The organism is Streptomyces sp. NPDC057271 (assembly GCF_042668715.1).
GTDB lineage: Bacteria > Actinomycetota > Actinomycetes > Streptomycetales > Streptomycetaceae > Streptomyces.
This window is the reverse complement of record NZ_JBHUYJ010000060.1, coordinates 1-13,914: the sequence shown is the minus strand read 5'-3', so window position 1 is coordinate 13,914 and position 13,914 is coordinate 1. Positions and strand designations below refer to the sequence as shown.

Sequence of the window (13,914 nt, the reverse complement as noted above, 5' to 3'; positions counted from 1 at the left end):
AGGAACGGCGGACGGCGAGGCTCGGGGGGATCGAGCCTCGCCGTCCGTCGTCCTGGCCGTTCAGGTCGGCGGGGCGGTCAGCGGCCGCTCACGCGACCGTGCAGCAGCCGGGACAGCGCGCTGTGGACGTCGTCGATCGAGCGTTCCCGCTGGAAGGCCTGCCAGTCGAGGGCGGCCACCAGGACCATCCCCACCAGCGCCGCGGCGGTGAGCGGGATGTCGATCTCGTCGCTCAGCTCGCCCTCCGCGACCCCCTCGCGCAGCACGCCCTCCACCACCGCGACGGCCTGCTGGCGGACCACCAGGAGGGTCGAGTTCCAGGCCCGGTTGGTGCGCCAGAGCTCGGCCACGTACAGCTGGGTGAAGGCCGGGTAGCGGTCGATGAAGACCAGTCCCGCCCGGATCATCGCGTCCAGCGCGTCGACCCGGCTTTCGCCCCGCTCCGCCGTCTCCTCCGCCGCCGCCCGCAGGGAGGCGGTGAGGAGCCCGACGCCGTGCCGCAGCAGCTCCTCGAACAGCTCGGTCTTGCTCTTGAAGTTGTAGTAGACCGTTCCCTTGGCGACGCCCGCGCGCTCGGCGATCTCGTCCACCGTCGTCGCCGAGAAGCCCTGCTCGGCGATGAGGGTGACGGCGGCCTCGTAGAGCTTCGCGCGCGTGGCCTGGCGTCTGGTGCTGCTGCTGTCCATGGGCTCGATTCTCACAGGTCTCGCGGGGGCCACAGGGGTGGGTTCACAAGGACAGATCGGGGTGGAGCCGGTCCAGCGTCCACACCTGCTTGCGCCGCGCGGAGACGGCCGTCAGCGCCAGCGCGCCCAGCGTGAAGGCGGCCAGGACCGCGCACGCCTGCCAGACCGGTCCGATCCCGCCGCCCGAGATCAGCCGCCGCAGCGACTCGACCACATGGCTCATCGGCAGGAAGGGGTGGATCGCGTTGAAGAAGCCGGGGCTGGTCTGCACGGGGTAGGTGCCGCCCGCCGAGGTCAGCTGGAGCATCAGCACGGCCAGCACCAGGATCCGGCCCGCCGCGCCGAAGCGGGCGTTGAGCCACTGGATGATCGCGGCGAAGCAGCAGGTCACCAGCGCCAGGAATCCGACCGTTCCGGCAGCCCTGGTCATCTGGAGACCCAGCCCCCAGTGCAGGACCGACATCAGCGCGGCGACCTGGAGCAGGCCGATGGCCGCGACGGGAAGCCAGCCGGCCAGGGCGATCCGCCAGGCCGAGGCGCCCGCGGCGAGCGCGCGCCGGTTGAGCGGCTGGATCAGCATGTACGCCACCATCGCGCCGACCCAGAGGGAGAGCGGGATGAAGTACGGGGCGAAGCCGGTGCCGTAGTTGGGCGCCTTGTGGAGCGACTGGGAGGCGAGTTCGACGGGGTCGGCCATGACCTCCGTACGCCGGTCGCGGTCCTGCTTGTCGTAGTCGGGGATGTCGTCGACCCCCTGCTTCAGACCGGTGGCCAGCTCGCCCGATCCGTCGGCGAGCTTGAAGAGTCCGCCGTCGAGCTCTCCCGCGCCCTTCTTGAGCTTGCCGACGCCGCTGTCGAGGTTCGCCGAGCCGGTCTTGGCGCTGGTCAGGCCCGTGTGGAGCTCGTCGGCGCCCTTGGCGACCTTCTGGGCGCCCTCGTTCAGCCTGTTGATCTTCTTGACGGCGCCTTCGAGGTCGTCGTCCAGGTGTGGGGCGTCCTTGGCGAGCTGGTCGGCCTGCTTCTGGACGTCGGCGAGCCGCTTGTCCAGCTTCTTCAGGTCGCCGTCGCTGTCCTTGGCCAGCTCGTAGAGGTCGTCGGCGATCTTGGCCACGTCGTCGGCCGAGGTCTTGGCCTCCTTGAGGACGGGGCAGGCCTTCGGGTCGGGCAGCGGGTTGTCGACGCAACTCTTCTTGTGGAGGGCCTCCAGCTTGTCGTCCGCGATGTGGGCGGCGCCGCGGGCGACCGGGGCACGGCGGACCACGTCGTCCAGGTCGTGGCGGACGGCACCGGCCGCGTCGGCGACCAGGCGGGCGGTGTCGCCGATCGTCTTGCCGTTGTTCCTCAGGTACGGGCGGACCTTGTCGGCCTTTCCGTTGACCTTGTCCGCAAGCGCCTTGGTGCCGGCGGCGACCTGCCGGGAGCCGGTCTCCAGCTCGCTCGCGCCCTTGTCGAGCTTCTTCAGCCCGGAGGAGAGGTTGCCGCTGCCCGTCTTGGCGTCCTTCAGCCCGTCGGCCAGGCTCTTGGAGCCCTTCTTGGCCTTGTCCACGCCGTCCTTGAGATCGCCGGCGCCCTTGGCCGCGTCGGCGGTGGCGTCGTGGATGTCGGAGAACGAGATGAAGATCTTGTCGAGGAAGGAGCGCGAGGACTTGGTGGAGGCGGCGGTGCGCACCTCGGAGAAGACCGTCCGCGAGATCTGCCCGACGATGTAGTTGTTGGCGTCGTTCGTACGGACCTTCAGCGCAGCGGTCTCGGGGGCGTCGCCCGAACTGGAGGCGATCCGGCTGCTGAAGTCCTCCGGCATGGTCAGCGACAGGTAGTACGTCCCGTCCTCGACACCCTTGCGGGCCTCCTCGTCGCTCACCTGACGCCAGGCGAAGATCTTGCTGTCGAGCAGGTTCTCGGTGATGTCGTCACCGGCGTTGATCTTCTTTCCGTCGGCGGTGGCGCCCTTGTCGGCGTTGACGAGCGCGACGGGTATCCGGTCGAGCCTGCTGTACGGGTCCCAGAAGGACCAGAGGTACAGCGCTCCGTAGAGCAGCGGCAGCAGCAGGATCGCGACGAGCGCGGCGCGCGGCAGTTTCCCCCTGCCGAACCGCTTCAGCTCAAGCGCGGCCAGTTTCGGCGAGCGCATCGGCTTCCCCCTCCTCGGTCGTGTCTTCGTTCGCGGCGTCGGCGTCGGCGTCGGCAGCGGGAGCGCCAGCGGAGACGTCGGTCGCGTCTTCGGCCGTGGTGTCGGCGGTGTCTTCGGCCGGGGTGTTTTCGGCGGTGTCCTCGGTCGCGTCTTCGGCCGTGGCGTCGGCGGTGTCATCGGCCGTGGCGTCGGCCTGGGTGGCCTCGGCGGTGCGCGGGACCGTGGTGACCTTCAGGGCGCCCTCGGGGGCCTCGCTGCACACGGCGAGCACCGTCGTTCCGGCGTCGGCGATCGAGCGCAGGAGCGCCCACGCCTCGGCCCGGTCGGCCGGCGAGAGCTTGAGGTCGGTGTCGTCGAGGGCGAGCAGCCGGGGCCGGCCGATGAGGGCCAGGGCCACGGACAGGCGCAGCGCCTCCAGGCGCTCCAGATCCCGTACGGAGGTCCGCTCGCCCTTCGGCAGGGCGTCCAGGTCGAGTCCGGAGGCCTCCAGGGCCGCGTCGATCCGGGCCCGGGTGGCGGCGGCCCGCTCGCCGGGCGGCCGGAGCAGAGCGCGGACGGCGCCGTCGTAGCGGCGCTGGAGCAGGGCCCGCTCGCGCAGATGCTCGGCGACGGTGAGGGACGGGTCGAGGTCGCTGACCCCGGGCACCGGGCCGAGCGCGCTGATCCGGCGCACGGCGGCCATCCTGCGCGGCAGGGAGTGTCCCGCGACCTCCGCGTGGCCCTCCTTCGGCTTCATCCGGCCGGTCAGCGCGAGCAGCAGACAGGTGCGGCCCGATCCCGACGGGCCCTCGATCGCGACGAGCGCGCCCGGTTCGGCCCGGAAGCCGACCTCGCGGAACACCCAGCCGCGCGGTCCCTTCAGCCCGAATCCGTCCGCGACGACGGCTGCGCCGTGCGGCTCCTCCGGGTTCGCTTCCACCGGTCCACCCCCAACTTCCCCAAGTTTTTGAACTGACCAGTCAGTTCAAAAACTTACCCCTTGATCGCCGCTCTCGGCAAAACAGCAGGTCGGCGTGATTGTCAGTGGTGCCCTTCACGATGGACACATACGGACACAGAGCCGTCACACGACGACAGGAGGCTCGTCATGACCAGCTCCTCCGCAGCAGCCGCGCCCAGGCGCCGCCTTGGGGGCACCTCCCACGCCGAAGGCTCCGGGGGAGGCCGACCCGCCCCCGTACTGGCAGGACCACCGTCCGACGTCCACCCCGTGCTGCGCCGCTCCACGGCGCCGCCCGCCGCCCTCGACCTGCTCGCCCAGGCCCGCACCGGGCTCGACGAGGCGGCTGCCTTCGACCGGCCCAACGAGCGATACGCCACGGCGCACCTCGCCGCCCTCCGTACCGCCGCCGCCGTGCTCGCCGTCCGAGGGCGCCCTGAGACCGATCCCCGTAAACGGGCCAGGATCCGCAGCGCCTGGGAGGTGCTGCCCGAGATAGCGCCCGAGCTCACCGAGTGGAGCGCCCTCTTCGCCTCCGGCGCCTCCCGCCGGGCCCGGGCCGAGGCGGGCATACCGGGCGCCGCGACCAACCGGGACGCCGACGACCTGATCAGGGACGCCGCGATGTTCCTGCGCCTGGTCGAGCAGCTCCTCGTCCTCCAGCCCGTACTGCCCCGCCAGACCGGCGCCGGCGAGGCCACGGGGTGAGCGGCGGTTGAGTGGGGCAGTACGGCCGAGGCCATAGGGTGGGAGGCGTTCGTACACCGTCACCGAGGAGTCAACAGCCGTGTCGGACCCTTCCCCTGTCTTTGGTCGAGAGGCGTCGTCGCGCCCGTCGCGCGCCTCCCTGCGTACGGCCGTCGTCTGGGACGTCCTCAAGGACGCCCTCGATCGCCGGGTCAAGGTCACCGGGAAGGGCAGCCTGGATGTCCTCGACACGGGCGGCGGCTCCGGGAACTTCGCCGTGCCGGTGGCCCGCCTCGGCCACCGGGTCACCGTCGTCGACCCCAGCCCCAACGCGCTGTTCGCGCTGGAGCGCCGGGCCGCCGAGGCCGGCGTCGCCGAGCGGGTCAGTGGGGTCCAGGGCGACATCCGCGGCCTCTTCGACGTGGTCGGGCGCGACGGCTTCGACGTGGTGCTCTGCCACGGCGTGCTGGAGTACGTGGACGACCCGGCCGAGGGCGTACGGAACGCGACCGCGGCACTCCGGGACGGCGGTGCGCTCAGCCTGCTCGCCGCCGGCGTCGGCGGCGCGGTTCTCGCCCGCGCGCTGGCCGGACACTTCACCGAGGCCAGGAACGCCCTCAGCGACCCGGCCGGCCGCTGGGGGACCGGCGACCCGGTGCCCCGGCGGTTCACCGCGGAGCAGCTCACCGAGCTGGCGGGCGCGGCCGGTCTGGACGTCGGCGCGGTGCACGGCGTGCGGGTCTTCGCCGACCTCGTCCCCGGCGTCCTCGTCGACACCGAGCCCGGCGCGGCCGAGGCGCTACTCAAGCTGGAGGCCGCAGCGGCGGAGCTGCCCTCCTTCCATGCCATCGCCACCCAGTTGCACGTCCTGGGCGAGAAGCCCGCCTGATACCTCGGTCGCGCCGCTGATCAGCGGCGCGATCGCACATGGAGTACGCCACAGCGCCTCCGGTCGCGGGCTTTGCCCCGTATGATCGGGGGACACCGTCCGGCATGACGGGCAGGTGGCCGGGGAATCAACGCCTCAGCAACCGAACCGCATGGCGGCCCGGATTGGCGATTAGGCGTTGAGGGCGGGTTTCACGGGGGCGATTCCCTGCCTATCCTGAAAGGGCCGCATCCCGGTCGCCCCCGCGACCGACGACTAGGAGGACTCCGTGCCGCTCTCGGAGCACGAGCAGCGAATGCTCGAGCAGATGGAGCGAGCGCTGTACGCCGAAGATCCCAAGTTCGCGACAGCGCTCGAGGGAAGCGGACTGCGTACGTACACCCGGCGACGGGTCTACCAGGCAGTCGCCGGCTTCCTGGTGGGTATCGCGCTCCTCATGGCTGGAATGGTCGCTCAGCAGATCTGGATCAGCGTGGTGGGGTTCCTCGTCATGCTGGGCTGCGCGGTACTGGCGGTCACCGGATGGCGCAAGGCGCCCAAACCGGGTGAGCAGCAGGCGAGTGGCGGGGCGGCGGCCGGTGGCCGTCAGACCCGGCAGCGCCGCTCGATGATGAACCGGATCGAAGAGCGTTGGCAGCGCCGCCGCGACGAGCAGCAGGGCGGCGGCCACTGACGCCGCGTTGAGGGCGCCTCGCGCCCCTACACGACACCGAGCCCCGCGGGCCCGCGCCACAGCGCGTCCCGCGGGGCTCGTCCCGTTTCGCCTCGCCATCACGGCGCGAGTGTTCCGTGCCCCCGACGGGGTGCGCCTGACGGGGGGAGTGTTCCGTGCCCGACGGGCTCGACCGTCGGGGCCGCTGTCGGGGGCGACCGTTTCGTGCCCCTGACGGGTGCGCCTGTCGGGGGCGACCGTTTCGTGCCCCTGACGGGTGCGCCTGTCGGGGGCGACCGTTCCGTGCCCCTGACGGGGTGCCCCAACGGGGGCGACCTTCCCGTGACCCCGGCGGGGTGTCGGGTGGCGCCCCCGTCGGGTCAGGGGTTCGTGCGGGTCAGGCGGCGGAGGGACGACGTCAGGCGGAGCGTCACGGCCTGGCGGCGCGCGCCCCAGCGGTCCGTCAGGGCCGACCAGCCCGCCGACGCCCTCCAGATCACCCGCGCGGCCGAGCGCGGAGCCAGCAGTGCCCGCAGCCGGACCTTCCGGGAGGCGGCCGCCGCGAAGCCGGACCCGACCAGGGCCACCTCGTCCGCCAGGCCCGTGCCGGGACGAGGCTGCGGGGCGTAGAGGACCTGCTCCACCGCCCGCGCCACCCGGTGCACCGCGTCGGCCGGCTCGCCCTCCAGGGCACCGAGCCGGACGATCCTGGCCGCCGTCTTCCGAGGTGTGATCGACTCGTCCGGCACCACCCCGTGGTCCCAGGCCGTGTCGACGATCTCCTGCCACGCGTCCAGCGTCCTGGCCACCGCGTCCTCGGCGGTACGGCCCGAGGAGCCGAGCCGCCGCGACCGTACCCGCCTGCGCCACAGCAGAGGTGTCAGCGGCAGAAGCACCACCACCGCCACGCCCAGGCACACCAGGACCACCGTCAGCGGATCGATCCCGCCGCCGTCCGATGAGGCACCGCCCGCCGCCGCGTCCGGTCCGCACTCACCGAGTCGGCGCAGCTGCGGCGGGCAGCTGTCCGACGCGCTCGGCACCGCCGACGGCGCGGCGGACGCGCTCGCCGACGGCTGCGCCGACTCGGTCGGCGTCCCCGACGGGGACTGCTGCCGCGTGTACTCCGGCGTGAAGCCCCGCGTCGGCGTGGGCTCGAACCGGGTCCACCCCGCGCCCTCGAAGTACAGCTCGGGCCAGGCGTGGGCGTCCCGGATACCCACCGACATCGAGCCGTCGGCCTGCGGGCTGCCCGGCATGAAGCCGACCGCCACCCGCGACGGGATCCCCAGGGTCCGCGCCATCGCCGCCATCGAGAACGAGAAGTGGACGCAGAAGCCCTCCCGCCGCTCCAGGAAGCGCGAGATCGCCTGGACACCCGTACCGGACTCGACATCGACGTCGTAGCGGAAGCCGCCGTCCGACGCGAACCAGTCCTGCAGCTTCACGGCCCGCTCGTAGTGATTCCGCGCGCCCTTGGTGACCTGGAGCGCCGTCGCCCGTACGTCGAGCGGCAGAGAGTCGGGGACCTTGGTGTACTCGGCGCGGAGCCGGCCCGGCGCCGGCGGGGCCGCCGCAAGCTGCGCGGCCGTGGGCCGCACGTCCAGGCTGGCCACCGTGTACCGGGCGCCCCGGGTGGTCTGCCCGTCGTCGCCGACGAGCATCCGCCCGGCCGGCTCGTACCGCCAGCGCCCGCCGATCTCCACCCGGGACGCCGGGTACGGCATCGGCAGCCACTTCTGCTCGTACGTCGGGGAGGCGACGAAGTTGCCCGTCACCTCGGTCGTCCCGACCTGCCCACTCAGGCCGTCCGGCCGCGGCAGCGGCTTGGGCACGTCCTCGATCGGGCGGACGGAGGACTTCCACGACGTTCCGTCGAACTGGTCGAGCGCCACGAGCCGCAGATACATGCCACTGGTGTCGGCAGCGTTCGTCCGGTACCGCAGCACCTCCCGGTCCTCGGGCTGGCGCAGATTGTCCTGGAGCGAGACCAGCGGGTTCACCGCCGAGATCGTCCCGCCCGTGCCGCTCTGGCCCGGCCCCCCGCCCGAGCCGCCGAACAAACCGCCGGAGAGCGTGGGCAGCACCGCCGGCACGGCCAGCGCGACACCCATCGCGACCACGCCGATCCGCCGGCCGGTCCGCACCGGGGCGAGCGGCCGCGCGCCCCCGGAGCCGGACGTACCGGGGCGGCCGGCCCGTGGCGCGGCGCCGAAGACCCGCCCCCACTGCGAGAGCCGGTCCCGGCTCTCCGCCAGGAGGAGCATGAGATACCCGGAGGCCCCGAGCAGGAACCACATCCAGCTCGCGCCGCCCTCGGAGAGACCCGCGGCCACCGAGTAGAGCGCGAGCAGCGGCAGACCTGCCGGGGCCGCGCTGCGGAAGGTCACCGCGAGCGTGTCCACCAGGAGCCCGATCACCAGCACGCCGCCGACCACCATCAGCCGGATGCCCGCGGTGTCCGGGGCCGGGATCGCATAGGTCCCCACGTCGTCGACGCCCGACCGGAAGAGCGTGGCGAACCGTCCGAGGGCCTCCGGCCCGGGCAGCAGCCCGAGCAGCGCCTGCTCCCGGGCGAAGACCAGGGTCATCGCCAGCACGCTCACGACGGCCTGCGCCGTGATCGTCAGTGGCCTGGCCAGCGGCACCCGCCGGGCCAGCGCGCCGACCCCGCTCTGCACCGCGAGCAGCAGCGCCGCCGTGAAGATCCAGTTCGCCGGCCGCACCAGCGGCAGGAGCGCGCCCGCCGCCATCAGTGTGGCGGCGTAGGCGCCCAGCGTCAGCCGCCCGAGGCCGCTCATGACCAACCTCCGTACGTGTCGCCCGCGGCGCTCTCCGCGCGGATCCCGCCCGCCTGCTGCCACAGCTCGGCGAGCCGGGCACCCGGGGGAACGGCCAGCGCCGTCCAGCCGGCCTCCCGCAGCTGCCTCAGCCGCTCCTCGACCGCCCCGGACGCCGCGCCCCCGGAGATCCACGTGCCGGAGTCCAGGACGAAGGCCACGGCCGCGCCGCTGCGCTGCCGCATCCGGGCGGCGAGCGCCGCCTGCTCCTCGTCGATGTCGCCGACGAAGGCGATCAGCAGACCCTCGTTGCCGCTTCGCAGCACGTCGTACGCGCGCGAGAGACCGGCGCCGTCGGAGTGGTCCACGACGGCGAGGGTGTCCATCATCAGCCCGGCCGCCTCGGCCGAGTCGTGCGTCGTACCGGCGAAGCCCTCGGCGCCCTCACCGGGCACCGAGGTGCCCGTGTCGGTGAGCAGCCGTACCGAGAAGCCCCGCTCCAGCATGTGCACCAGCGCGGAGGCCGCTCCGGAGACCGCCCACTCGAAGGCCGAGTCCGGCCCGGCGCCCTCGTAGGCGATGGCCCGGGTGTCGAGCAGCACCGTGCAGCGGGCCCGCTGCGGCTGCTCCTCCCGGCGCACCATCAGCTCGCCGTAGCGCGCGGTGGACCGCCAGTGGACCCGGCGCAGATCGTCCCCGTGGCGGTAGGTGCGCGGGATCACGTCGTCGTCCCCGGCCAGCGCCAGCGAGCGCAGGCTGCCGTCGCCGTACCCCGCCGCCTCGCCGGCCAGCTTCACCGGCGGGAGCGGCTCGGTTCTGGGGACCACCGTCAGGGTGTCGTACGCGCTGAAGGAACGCGTCAGCTCGCACAGGCCGAACGGATCGTTCAGCCGGAGCTGGAGCGGGCCCAGCGGGAAGCGGCCGCGCAGGTCGGAGCGGACCCGGTACGACACCTCGCGCCGGCCGCCCGCCTCGACCCGGTCCAGGACGAACCGGGGTCGCGGCCCGAGCATGTACGGGACGTGGTCCTGGAGCATGAGCAGCCCGGTGGGCAGCAGGGAGACGTTGTCCATCCGCAGGTGGACGCGCGCCTCCGAGCCGACCGGCACCCGCTGTGGGGAGAGCCGTCGGCTGCCGGCGACCCGGTAGCGGGTGCGGTGGAGCACCACGGCGCAGAGCAGCGGCAGCACCGCGAGCAGCAGCCCGACGCGCAGCAGGTCCCCCTGGCCGAGGACGAAGGCGCAGATCGCGGCGGCGACACCGGCGGCGAGGAAGGACCGGCCGCGCGTGGTGAGTCCGCTCAGGGCTGCCCGCAGACCGCCCCGGTCGTCACCCGCGCGAGCGCCCAGGTCGTCTCCCCGCTGCCCCTCCGGCGTGGCAGCGGTCGCCATCACAGCGGCCGAACGCCGGGCTGCTGGTGGCCGAAGTGCGGTCCGGCGGGCGGCGCGGTGGCCGGGACGGGCGTGCGCTGCAGGATGTCGAGGACCACCTGCTCCGCCGTACGCCGGTTCAGCTGGGCCTGCGCCGTCGGCAGCAGCCGGTGCGCGAGGACCGGCACGGCCAGCGCCTGGAGGTCGTCCGGCAGGACGTACTCGCGGCCGCTGAGCGCGGCGGACGCCTTGGCGGCGCGCAGCAGGTGGAGCGTGGCACGCGGGGAGGCGCCGAGTCTCAGGTCCGGGTGGGTCCTGGTCGCGGCGACGACGTCCACGGCGTACCGGCGCACGGAGTCGGCGACGTGGACGGCCCGCACCGCGTCGATCAGCTTGACGATGTCATGGGCGTGGGCGACCGGCTGCAGGTCGTCCAGCGGGTTGACCGCCCCGTGGATGCCGAGCATCTGGAGCTCGGCCTCGGCGCTGGGGTAGCCGATCGAGACGCGCGCCATGAAGCGGTCGCGCTGGGCCTCGGGGAGCGGGTACGTGCCCTCCATCTCCACCGGGTTCTGCGTGGCGACGACCATGAAGGGACTCGGCAGCTCGTACGTCTGCCCGTCGACCGTGACCTGCCGCTCCTCCATGGACTCCAGGAGAGCGGACTGGGTCTTCGGCGAGGCGCGGTTGATCTCGTCGCCGATCACGATCTGGGCGAAGATCGCGCCCGGCTTGAACTCGAAGTCCCGCCGCTGCTGGTCGAAGATCGACACGCCGGTGATGTCCGACGGCAGCAGGTCGGGCGTGAACTGGATTCGGCGCACCGAGCAGTCGATGGACCGCGCCAGCGTCTTGGCCAGCATCGTCTTGCCGACGCCGGGGACATCCTCGATCAGAAGATGTCCCTCGGCGAGCAGCACGGTCAGCGAAAGCCGTACGACCTCAGGCTTGCCCTCGATCACACCCTCCACCGACCTGCGGACGCGCTCCGCTGTGGTGGTCAGATCTGTGAGGCTCGCTCGATCGTCATAGGTCGTCACCCGGCCCTCCTCGGCCCCTCCGAAAGACACCGACACCTGCCCCCGCGGTTCTTTGCGGGGGGTGTCACCCGAGCATTCTTGTTGCCCTTGCCGGGTTGTGTCACTCGCCTGTGGACAAGTGGGGGCGTTATGCCGGGGTTTGCCATGTTGCGCCCTGCGGATCAGGCGGGGTCGATCTCGCGGAGCAGGCCGGTGGTCACATCGAAGACGAACCCGCGGATGTCGTCGGTGTGCAGCAGGAACGGCGAGGTCCGGACGCGCTGCATGGACTGCCGGACGTCCTGCTCGACGTCGCGGAAGGCCTCCACGGCCCAGGCCGGCCGCTGACCGACCTCCATCTCCAGTTCGTGCCGGAAGTCCTCGGTGAGCGACTCCAGGCCGCAGCCGGTGTGGTGGATGAGCACCACGCTGCGGGTCTTGAGCGCGCGCTGGCTGATCGTGAGCGAGCGGATCACGTCGTCGGTGACGACGCCGCCCGCGTTGCGGATGGTGTGACAGTCGCCGAGTTCCAGGCCGAGCGCGGCGTGGAGGTCGAGGCGGGCGTCCATGCAGGCGACCACGGCCACGTTCAGCACGGGTCGAGCGTCCATGCCGGGGTCGGTGAAGCCGGCGGCGTACCGCTCGTTGGCCTCGACGAGCCGGTCGGTGACCGTGCCGGCGGTTCGGATCACGTCGGCAGAAGGGTGCGCAGAGGTCGACATGTCTACGACGGTAGTGGTCACAGGCGCTCATGGCCCGCTGTGAGAGCGGACAAAGAACGTCAATGAGGCTTGTTGTGAGGTAACCCACAGGCATACGAAGAGGAGGCCCATTCGGGTGAGCCATCCTGAATGCCCGGCTCCGGCCGAAGCCCTGTGCGACGCGCCAGCCGGTTGATTGACCGCCACGGTCAGTGGACTAAAGTGACGCGAAGTTCACGGAGACATTGAGCGATTTCCGCGCTTTCTCCCCCGCGTGCGCGGCGGATGCGTAGCGGCCGCGCCGAATCTTGAGCCGAATTCTGAGAGGGCGCAATTGAGCAACGACCGACACGTCCCGGTGATGCTCCAGCGGTGCCTGGACATGTTGGCCCCCGCCCTGGAACGCCCCGGCGCGGTCGTCGTCGACTGCACCCTCGGACTCGGCGGCCACAGCGAGGCGCTGCTCGCGCGGTTCCCCGAGGCGCGTCTCGTCGCCCTCGACCGGGACAAGGAGGCGCTGCGGCTCTCCGGCGAGCGGCTCGCCCCGTACGGTGAGCGCGCGACGCTCGTCCACGCGGTCTACGACGAGCTGCCCGAGGTCCTCGACCGGCTCGGTGTCCCGCGCGTCGACGGCATCCTCTTCGACCTGGGCGTCTCCTCCATGCAGCTCGACGAGGCCGACCGGGGCTTCGCCTACGCGCAGGACGCCCCGCTCGACATGCGCATGGACCAGACGACCGGCATGAGCGCGGCGGAGGTCCTCAACACCTACCCGGCCGGCGAGCTGGTCCGCATCCTGCGGGCGTACGGCGAGGAGAAGCAGGCCAAGCGGATCGTCTCCGCGATCGTGCGCGAGCGCGAGAAGGAGCCGTTCACCAACAGCGCCCGCCTGGTCGAGCTGATCCGCGACGCGCTGCCGCAGGCCGCCAAGCGCACCGGCGGCAACCCGGCCAAGCGCACCTTCCAGGCCCTGCGCATCGAGGTCAACGGCGAGCTGACCGTCCTGGAGCGGGCGATCCCGGCCGCGGTGAAGGCGCTCGCCGTGGGCGGCCGGATCGCTGTCCTCTCGTACCACTCCCTTGAGGACCGCCTGGTCAAGCAGGTCTTCGCGGCGGGCGCGGCGAACACCGCGCCGCCCGGCCTGCCGGTGGTCCCCGAGCGGTACCAGCCCCGGCTGAAGCTGCTCACCCGAGGCGCCGAGCTCCCCACCGAGGAGGAGATCGCCGAGAACCGCCGAGCCGCCCCGGCCCGGCTCCGAGGGGCGCAGCGCATCCGGGAGGACGAACTGTGACCGCCCGCCCGGCTCCCACCGCCACCCCGAGCGAAGCGCCCCGCGCCGCCGCGGCCACGCGGCTCGTGGGCGGGGGAGAAGCGCGCGGAAGCGAGTGGGCATGACGACGAAGGGGCCGCTCAAAGGGCGGGCGGCGCGGCTCGGGCGGCTCATGCCCTCCGGGCCCAGCACCGCCGCCCGCACCCCCTTCGTCCTCCTTGTCGTGGTGCTGCTCGGCGGCGGTCTCATCACGCTCCTGCTGCTCAACTCCGCCCTCAACCAGGGCTCCTTCAAGCTGCGTGACCTCAAGAACCGCACCACCGAGCTGACCGACGAGGAGCAGGCGCTCCAGCGGGACGTGGACGACCACTCCGCGCCCGACGCGCTGGAGCGCAGGGCCCGGGAACTCGGCATGGTCCCCGGCGGCAGCCCCGCCTTCCTCGACCCGAGCGGCAAGGTCCTCGGCGAGCCCTCGGAGGCGACGGCCGCGCCGAAGCCGCCACCCACCCCGAAGCCCGACCGGACCCCGCCGCGCACGAACCCCGCCACAAGCGCCTCCGCGACACCGGCAGCGACGCCCGGCCAGGGCGGCGCGACCCCCTCGACGCGGCCCGAGACGCCCGATACGACGCCGAAGACGACCGCGCCCGCCCCGACGACCTCCGGCAGGTGACCCGCAGTGCCCTCCAAGGAGCCCCCGCGCCGCCGGGTCCCCGGCCCTGCCGGGCCCGCGCGCCCCGCACGCCCCCGGCCCGCCGCCGCACGCTCCGGCGGCGCCCCGCGCAGGCC

12 protein-coding genes are annotated in these 13,914 nt (G+C 72.7%); 5 read left to right on the top strand and 7 right to left on the bottom strand.

From position 1 onward, the window contains the following. Positions 1-77: 77 nt before the first annotated feature. From ACFUJR_RS24835 to ACFUJR_RS24825, 3 genes are read right to left on the bottom strand one after another with little or no spacing between them, the layout of a single operon-like run. A complete protein-coding gene (locus ACFUJR_RS24835) occupies positions 78-686 on the bottom strand; it encodes a TetR/AcrR family transcriptional regulator (RefSeq protein ID WP_383172485.1) in 609 nt (202 codons plus the stop codon). 43 nt (positions 687-729) lie between these two features. After that, positions 730-2,817, bottom strand: a complete 2,088-nt coding sequence (locus tag ACFUJR_RS24830) for a YhgE/Pip family protein (protein WP_383172487.1) — start codon at positions 2,815-2,817, stop codon at positions 730-732. Further along, positions 2,789-3,736 carry an ATP-binding cassette domain-containing protein gene (locus tag ACFUJR_RS24825; RefSeq protein ID WP_383172488.1) on the bottom strand — a complete coding sequence of 316 codons (948 nt, stop codon included), beginning with the start codon at positions 3,734-3,736 and terminating at the stop codon, positions 2,789-2,791. The genes ACFUJR_RS24830 and ACFUJR_RS24825 overlap by 29 nt, the downstream gene beginning before the upstream one ends. A 168-nt stretch (positions 3,737-3,904) precedes the next feature. Between ACFUJR_RS24825 and ACFUJR_RS24820 the strand changes: the two genes are divergently transcribed. The 3 genes from ACFUJR_RS24820 (at position 3,905) to ACFUJR_RS24810 (ending at position 6,006) form a co-directional block, all read left to right on the top strand. Then, entirely contained in the window at positions 3,905-4,465 is a 561-nt protein-coding gene (locus tag ACFUJR_RS24820) for an SAV_6107 family HEPN domain-containing protein (protein WP_383172489.1), read from the top strand. A gap of 79 nt (positions 4,466-4,544) precedes the next feature. Beyond that, positions 4,545-5,333 (top strand): methyltransferase, encoded by a 789-nt coding sequence (locus tag ACFUJR_RS24815; RefSeq protein ID WP_383172491.1) that lies wholly within the window; start codon positions 4,545-4,547, stop codon positions 5,331-5,333. A 268-nt stretch (positions 5,334-5,601) separates the two neighbouring features. Further along, the gene (locus tag ACFUJR_RS24810) at positions 5,602-6,006 is read left to right on the top strand and encodes a DUF3040 domain-containing protein (RefSeq protein WP_352191812.1); all 405 of its coding nucleotides are present in this window, start codon (positions 5,602-5,604) and stop codon (positions 6,004-6,006) included. A 359-nt stretch (positions 6,007-6,365) separates the two neighbouring features. Here the strand turns inward: ACFUJR_RS24810 and ACFUJR_RS24805 are convergent, their stop codons facing one another. The 4 genes from ACFUJR_RS24805 to ACFUJR_RS24790 form a co-directional block, all read right to left on the bottom strand. Further along, positions 6,366-8,786 carry a DUF3488 and DUF4129 domain-containing transglutaminase family protein gene (locus tag ACFUJR_RS24805; protein ID WP_383172492.1) on the bottom strand — a complete coding sequence of 807 codons (2,421 nt, stop codon included), beginning with the start codon at positions 8,784-8,786 and terminating at the stop codon, positions 6,366-6,368. Beyond that, complete coding sequence (locus tag ACFUJR_RS24800; RefSeq protein ID WP_383172494.1) at positions 8,783-10,156, bottom strand: DUF58 domain-containing protein; 1,374 nt, start codon at positions 10,154-10,156, stop codon at positions 8,783-8,785. The genes ACFUJR_RS24805 and ACFUJR_RS24800 overlap by 4 nt, the downstream gene beginning before the upstream one ends. Next, a complete protein-coding gene (locus ACFUJR_RS24795) occupies positions 10,156-11,175 on the bottom strand; it encodes an AAA family ATPase (protein ID WP_383172495.1) in 1,020 nt (339 codons plus the stop codon). Before ACFUJR_RS24795 ends, ACFUJR_RS24800 begins: the two co-directional genes overlap by 1 nt. Before the next feature lie 161 nt (positions 11,176-11,336). After that, complete coding sequence (locus ACFUJR_RS24790; RefSeq protein ID WP_383172497.1) at positions 11,337-11,876, bottom strand: beta-class carbonic anhydrase; 540 nt, start codon at positions 11,874-11,876, stop codon at positions 11,337-11,339. A 313-nt stretch (positions 11,877-12,189) separates the two neighbouring features. Here ACFUJR_RS24790 and rsmH point away from each other — a divergent pair, with 313 nt between their 5' ends. Together rsmH and ACFUJR_RS24780 are read left to right on the top strand one after the other, a co-directional pair. Then, entirely contained in the window at positions 12,190-13,146 is a 957-nt protein-coding gene (rsmH, locus tag ACFUJR_RS24785; protein WP_383172499.1) for a 16S rRNA (cytosine(1402)-N(4))-methyltransferase RsmH, read from the top strand. Positions 13,147-13,246: 100 nt separating this feature from the next. Beyond that, complete coding sequence (locus ACFUJR_RS24780; protein ID WP_383172501.1) at positions 13,247-13,798, top strand: septum formation initiator family protein; 552 nt, start codon at positions 13,247-13,249, stop codon at positions 13,796-13,798. Positions 13,799-13,914: the final 116 nt, after the last annotated feature.

Bases quoted from the DNA above. Each gene is read 5' to 3' on its own strand.
- ACFUJR_RS24835 (WP_383172485.1), bottom strand. From the start codon at position 686: ATGGACAGCAGCAGCACCAGACGCCAGGCCACGCGCGCGAAGCTCTAC.
- ACFUJR_RS24830 (WP_383172487.1), bottom strand. From the start codon at position 2,817: ATGCGCTCGCCGAAACTGGCCGCGCTTGAGCTGAAGCGGTTCGGCAGG.
- ACFUJR_RS24820 (WP_383172489.1), top strand. From the start codon at position 3,905: ATGACCAGCTCCTCCGCAGCAGCCGCGCCCAGGCGCCGCCTTGGGGGC.
- ACFUJR_RS24805 (WP_383172492.1), bottom strand. From the start codon at position 8,786: ATGAGCGGCCTCGGGCGGCTGACGCTGGGCGCCTACGCCGCCACACTG.
- ACFUJR_RS24800 (WP_383172494.1), bottom strand. From the start codon at position 10,156: ATGGCGACCGCTGCCACGCCGGAGGGGCAGCGGGGAGACGACCTGGGC.
- ACFUJR_RS24790 (WP_383172497.1), bottom strand. From the start codon at position 11,876: ATGTCGACCTCTGCGCACCCTTCTGCCGACGTGATCCGAACCGCCGGC.
- ACFUJR_RS24780 (WP_383172501.1), top strand. From the start codon at position 13,247: ATGACGACGAAGGGGCCGCTCAAAGGGCGGGCGGCGCGGCTCGGGCGG.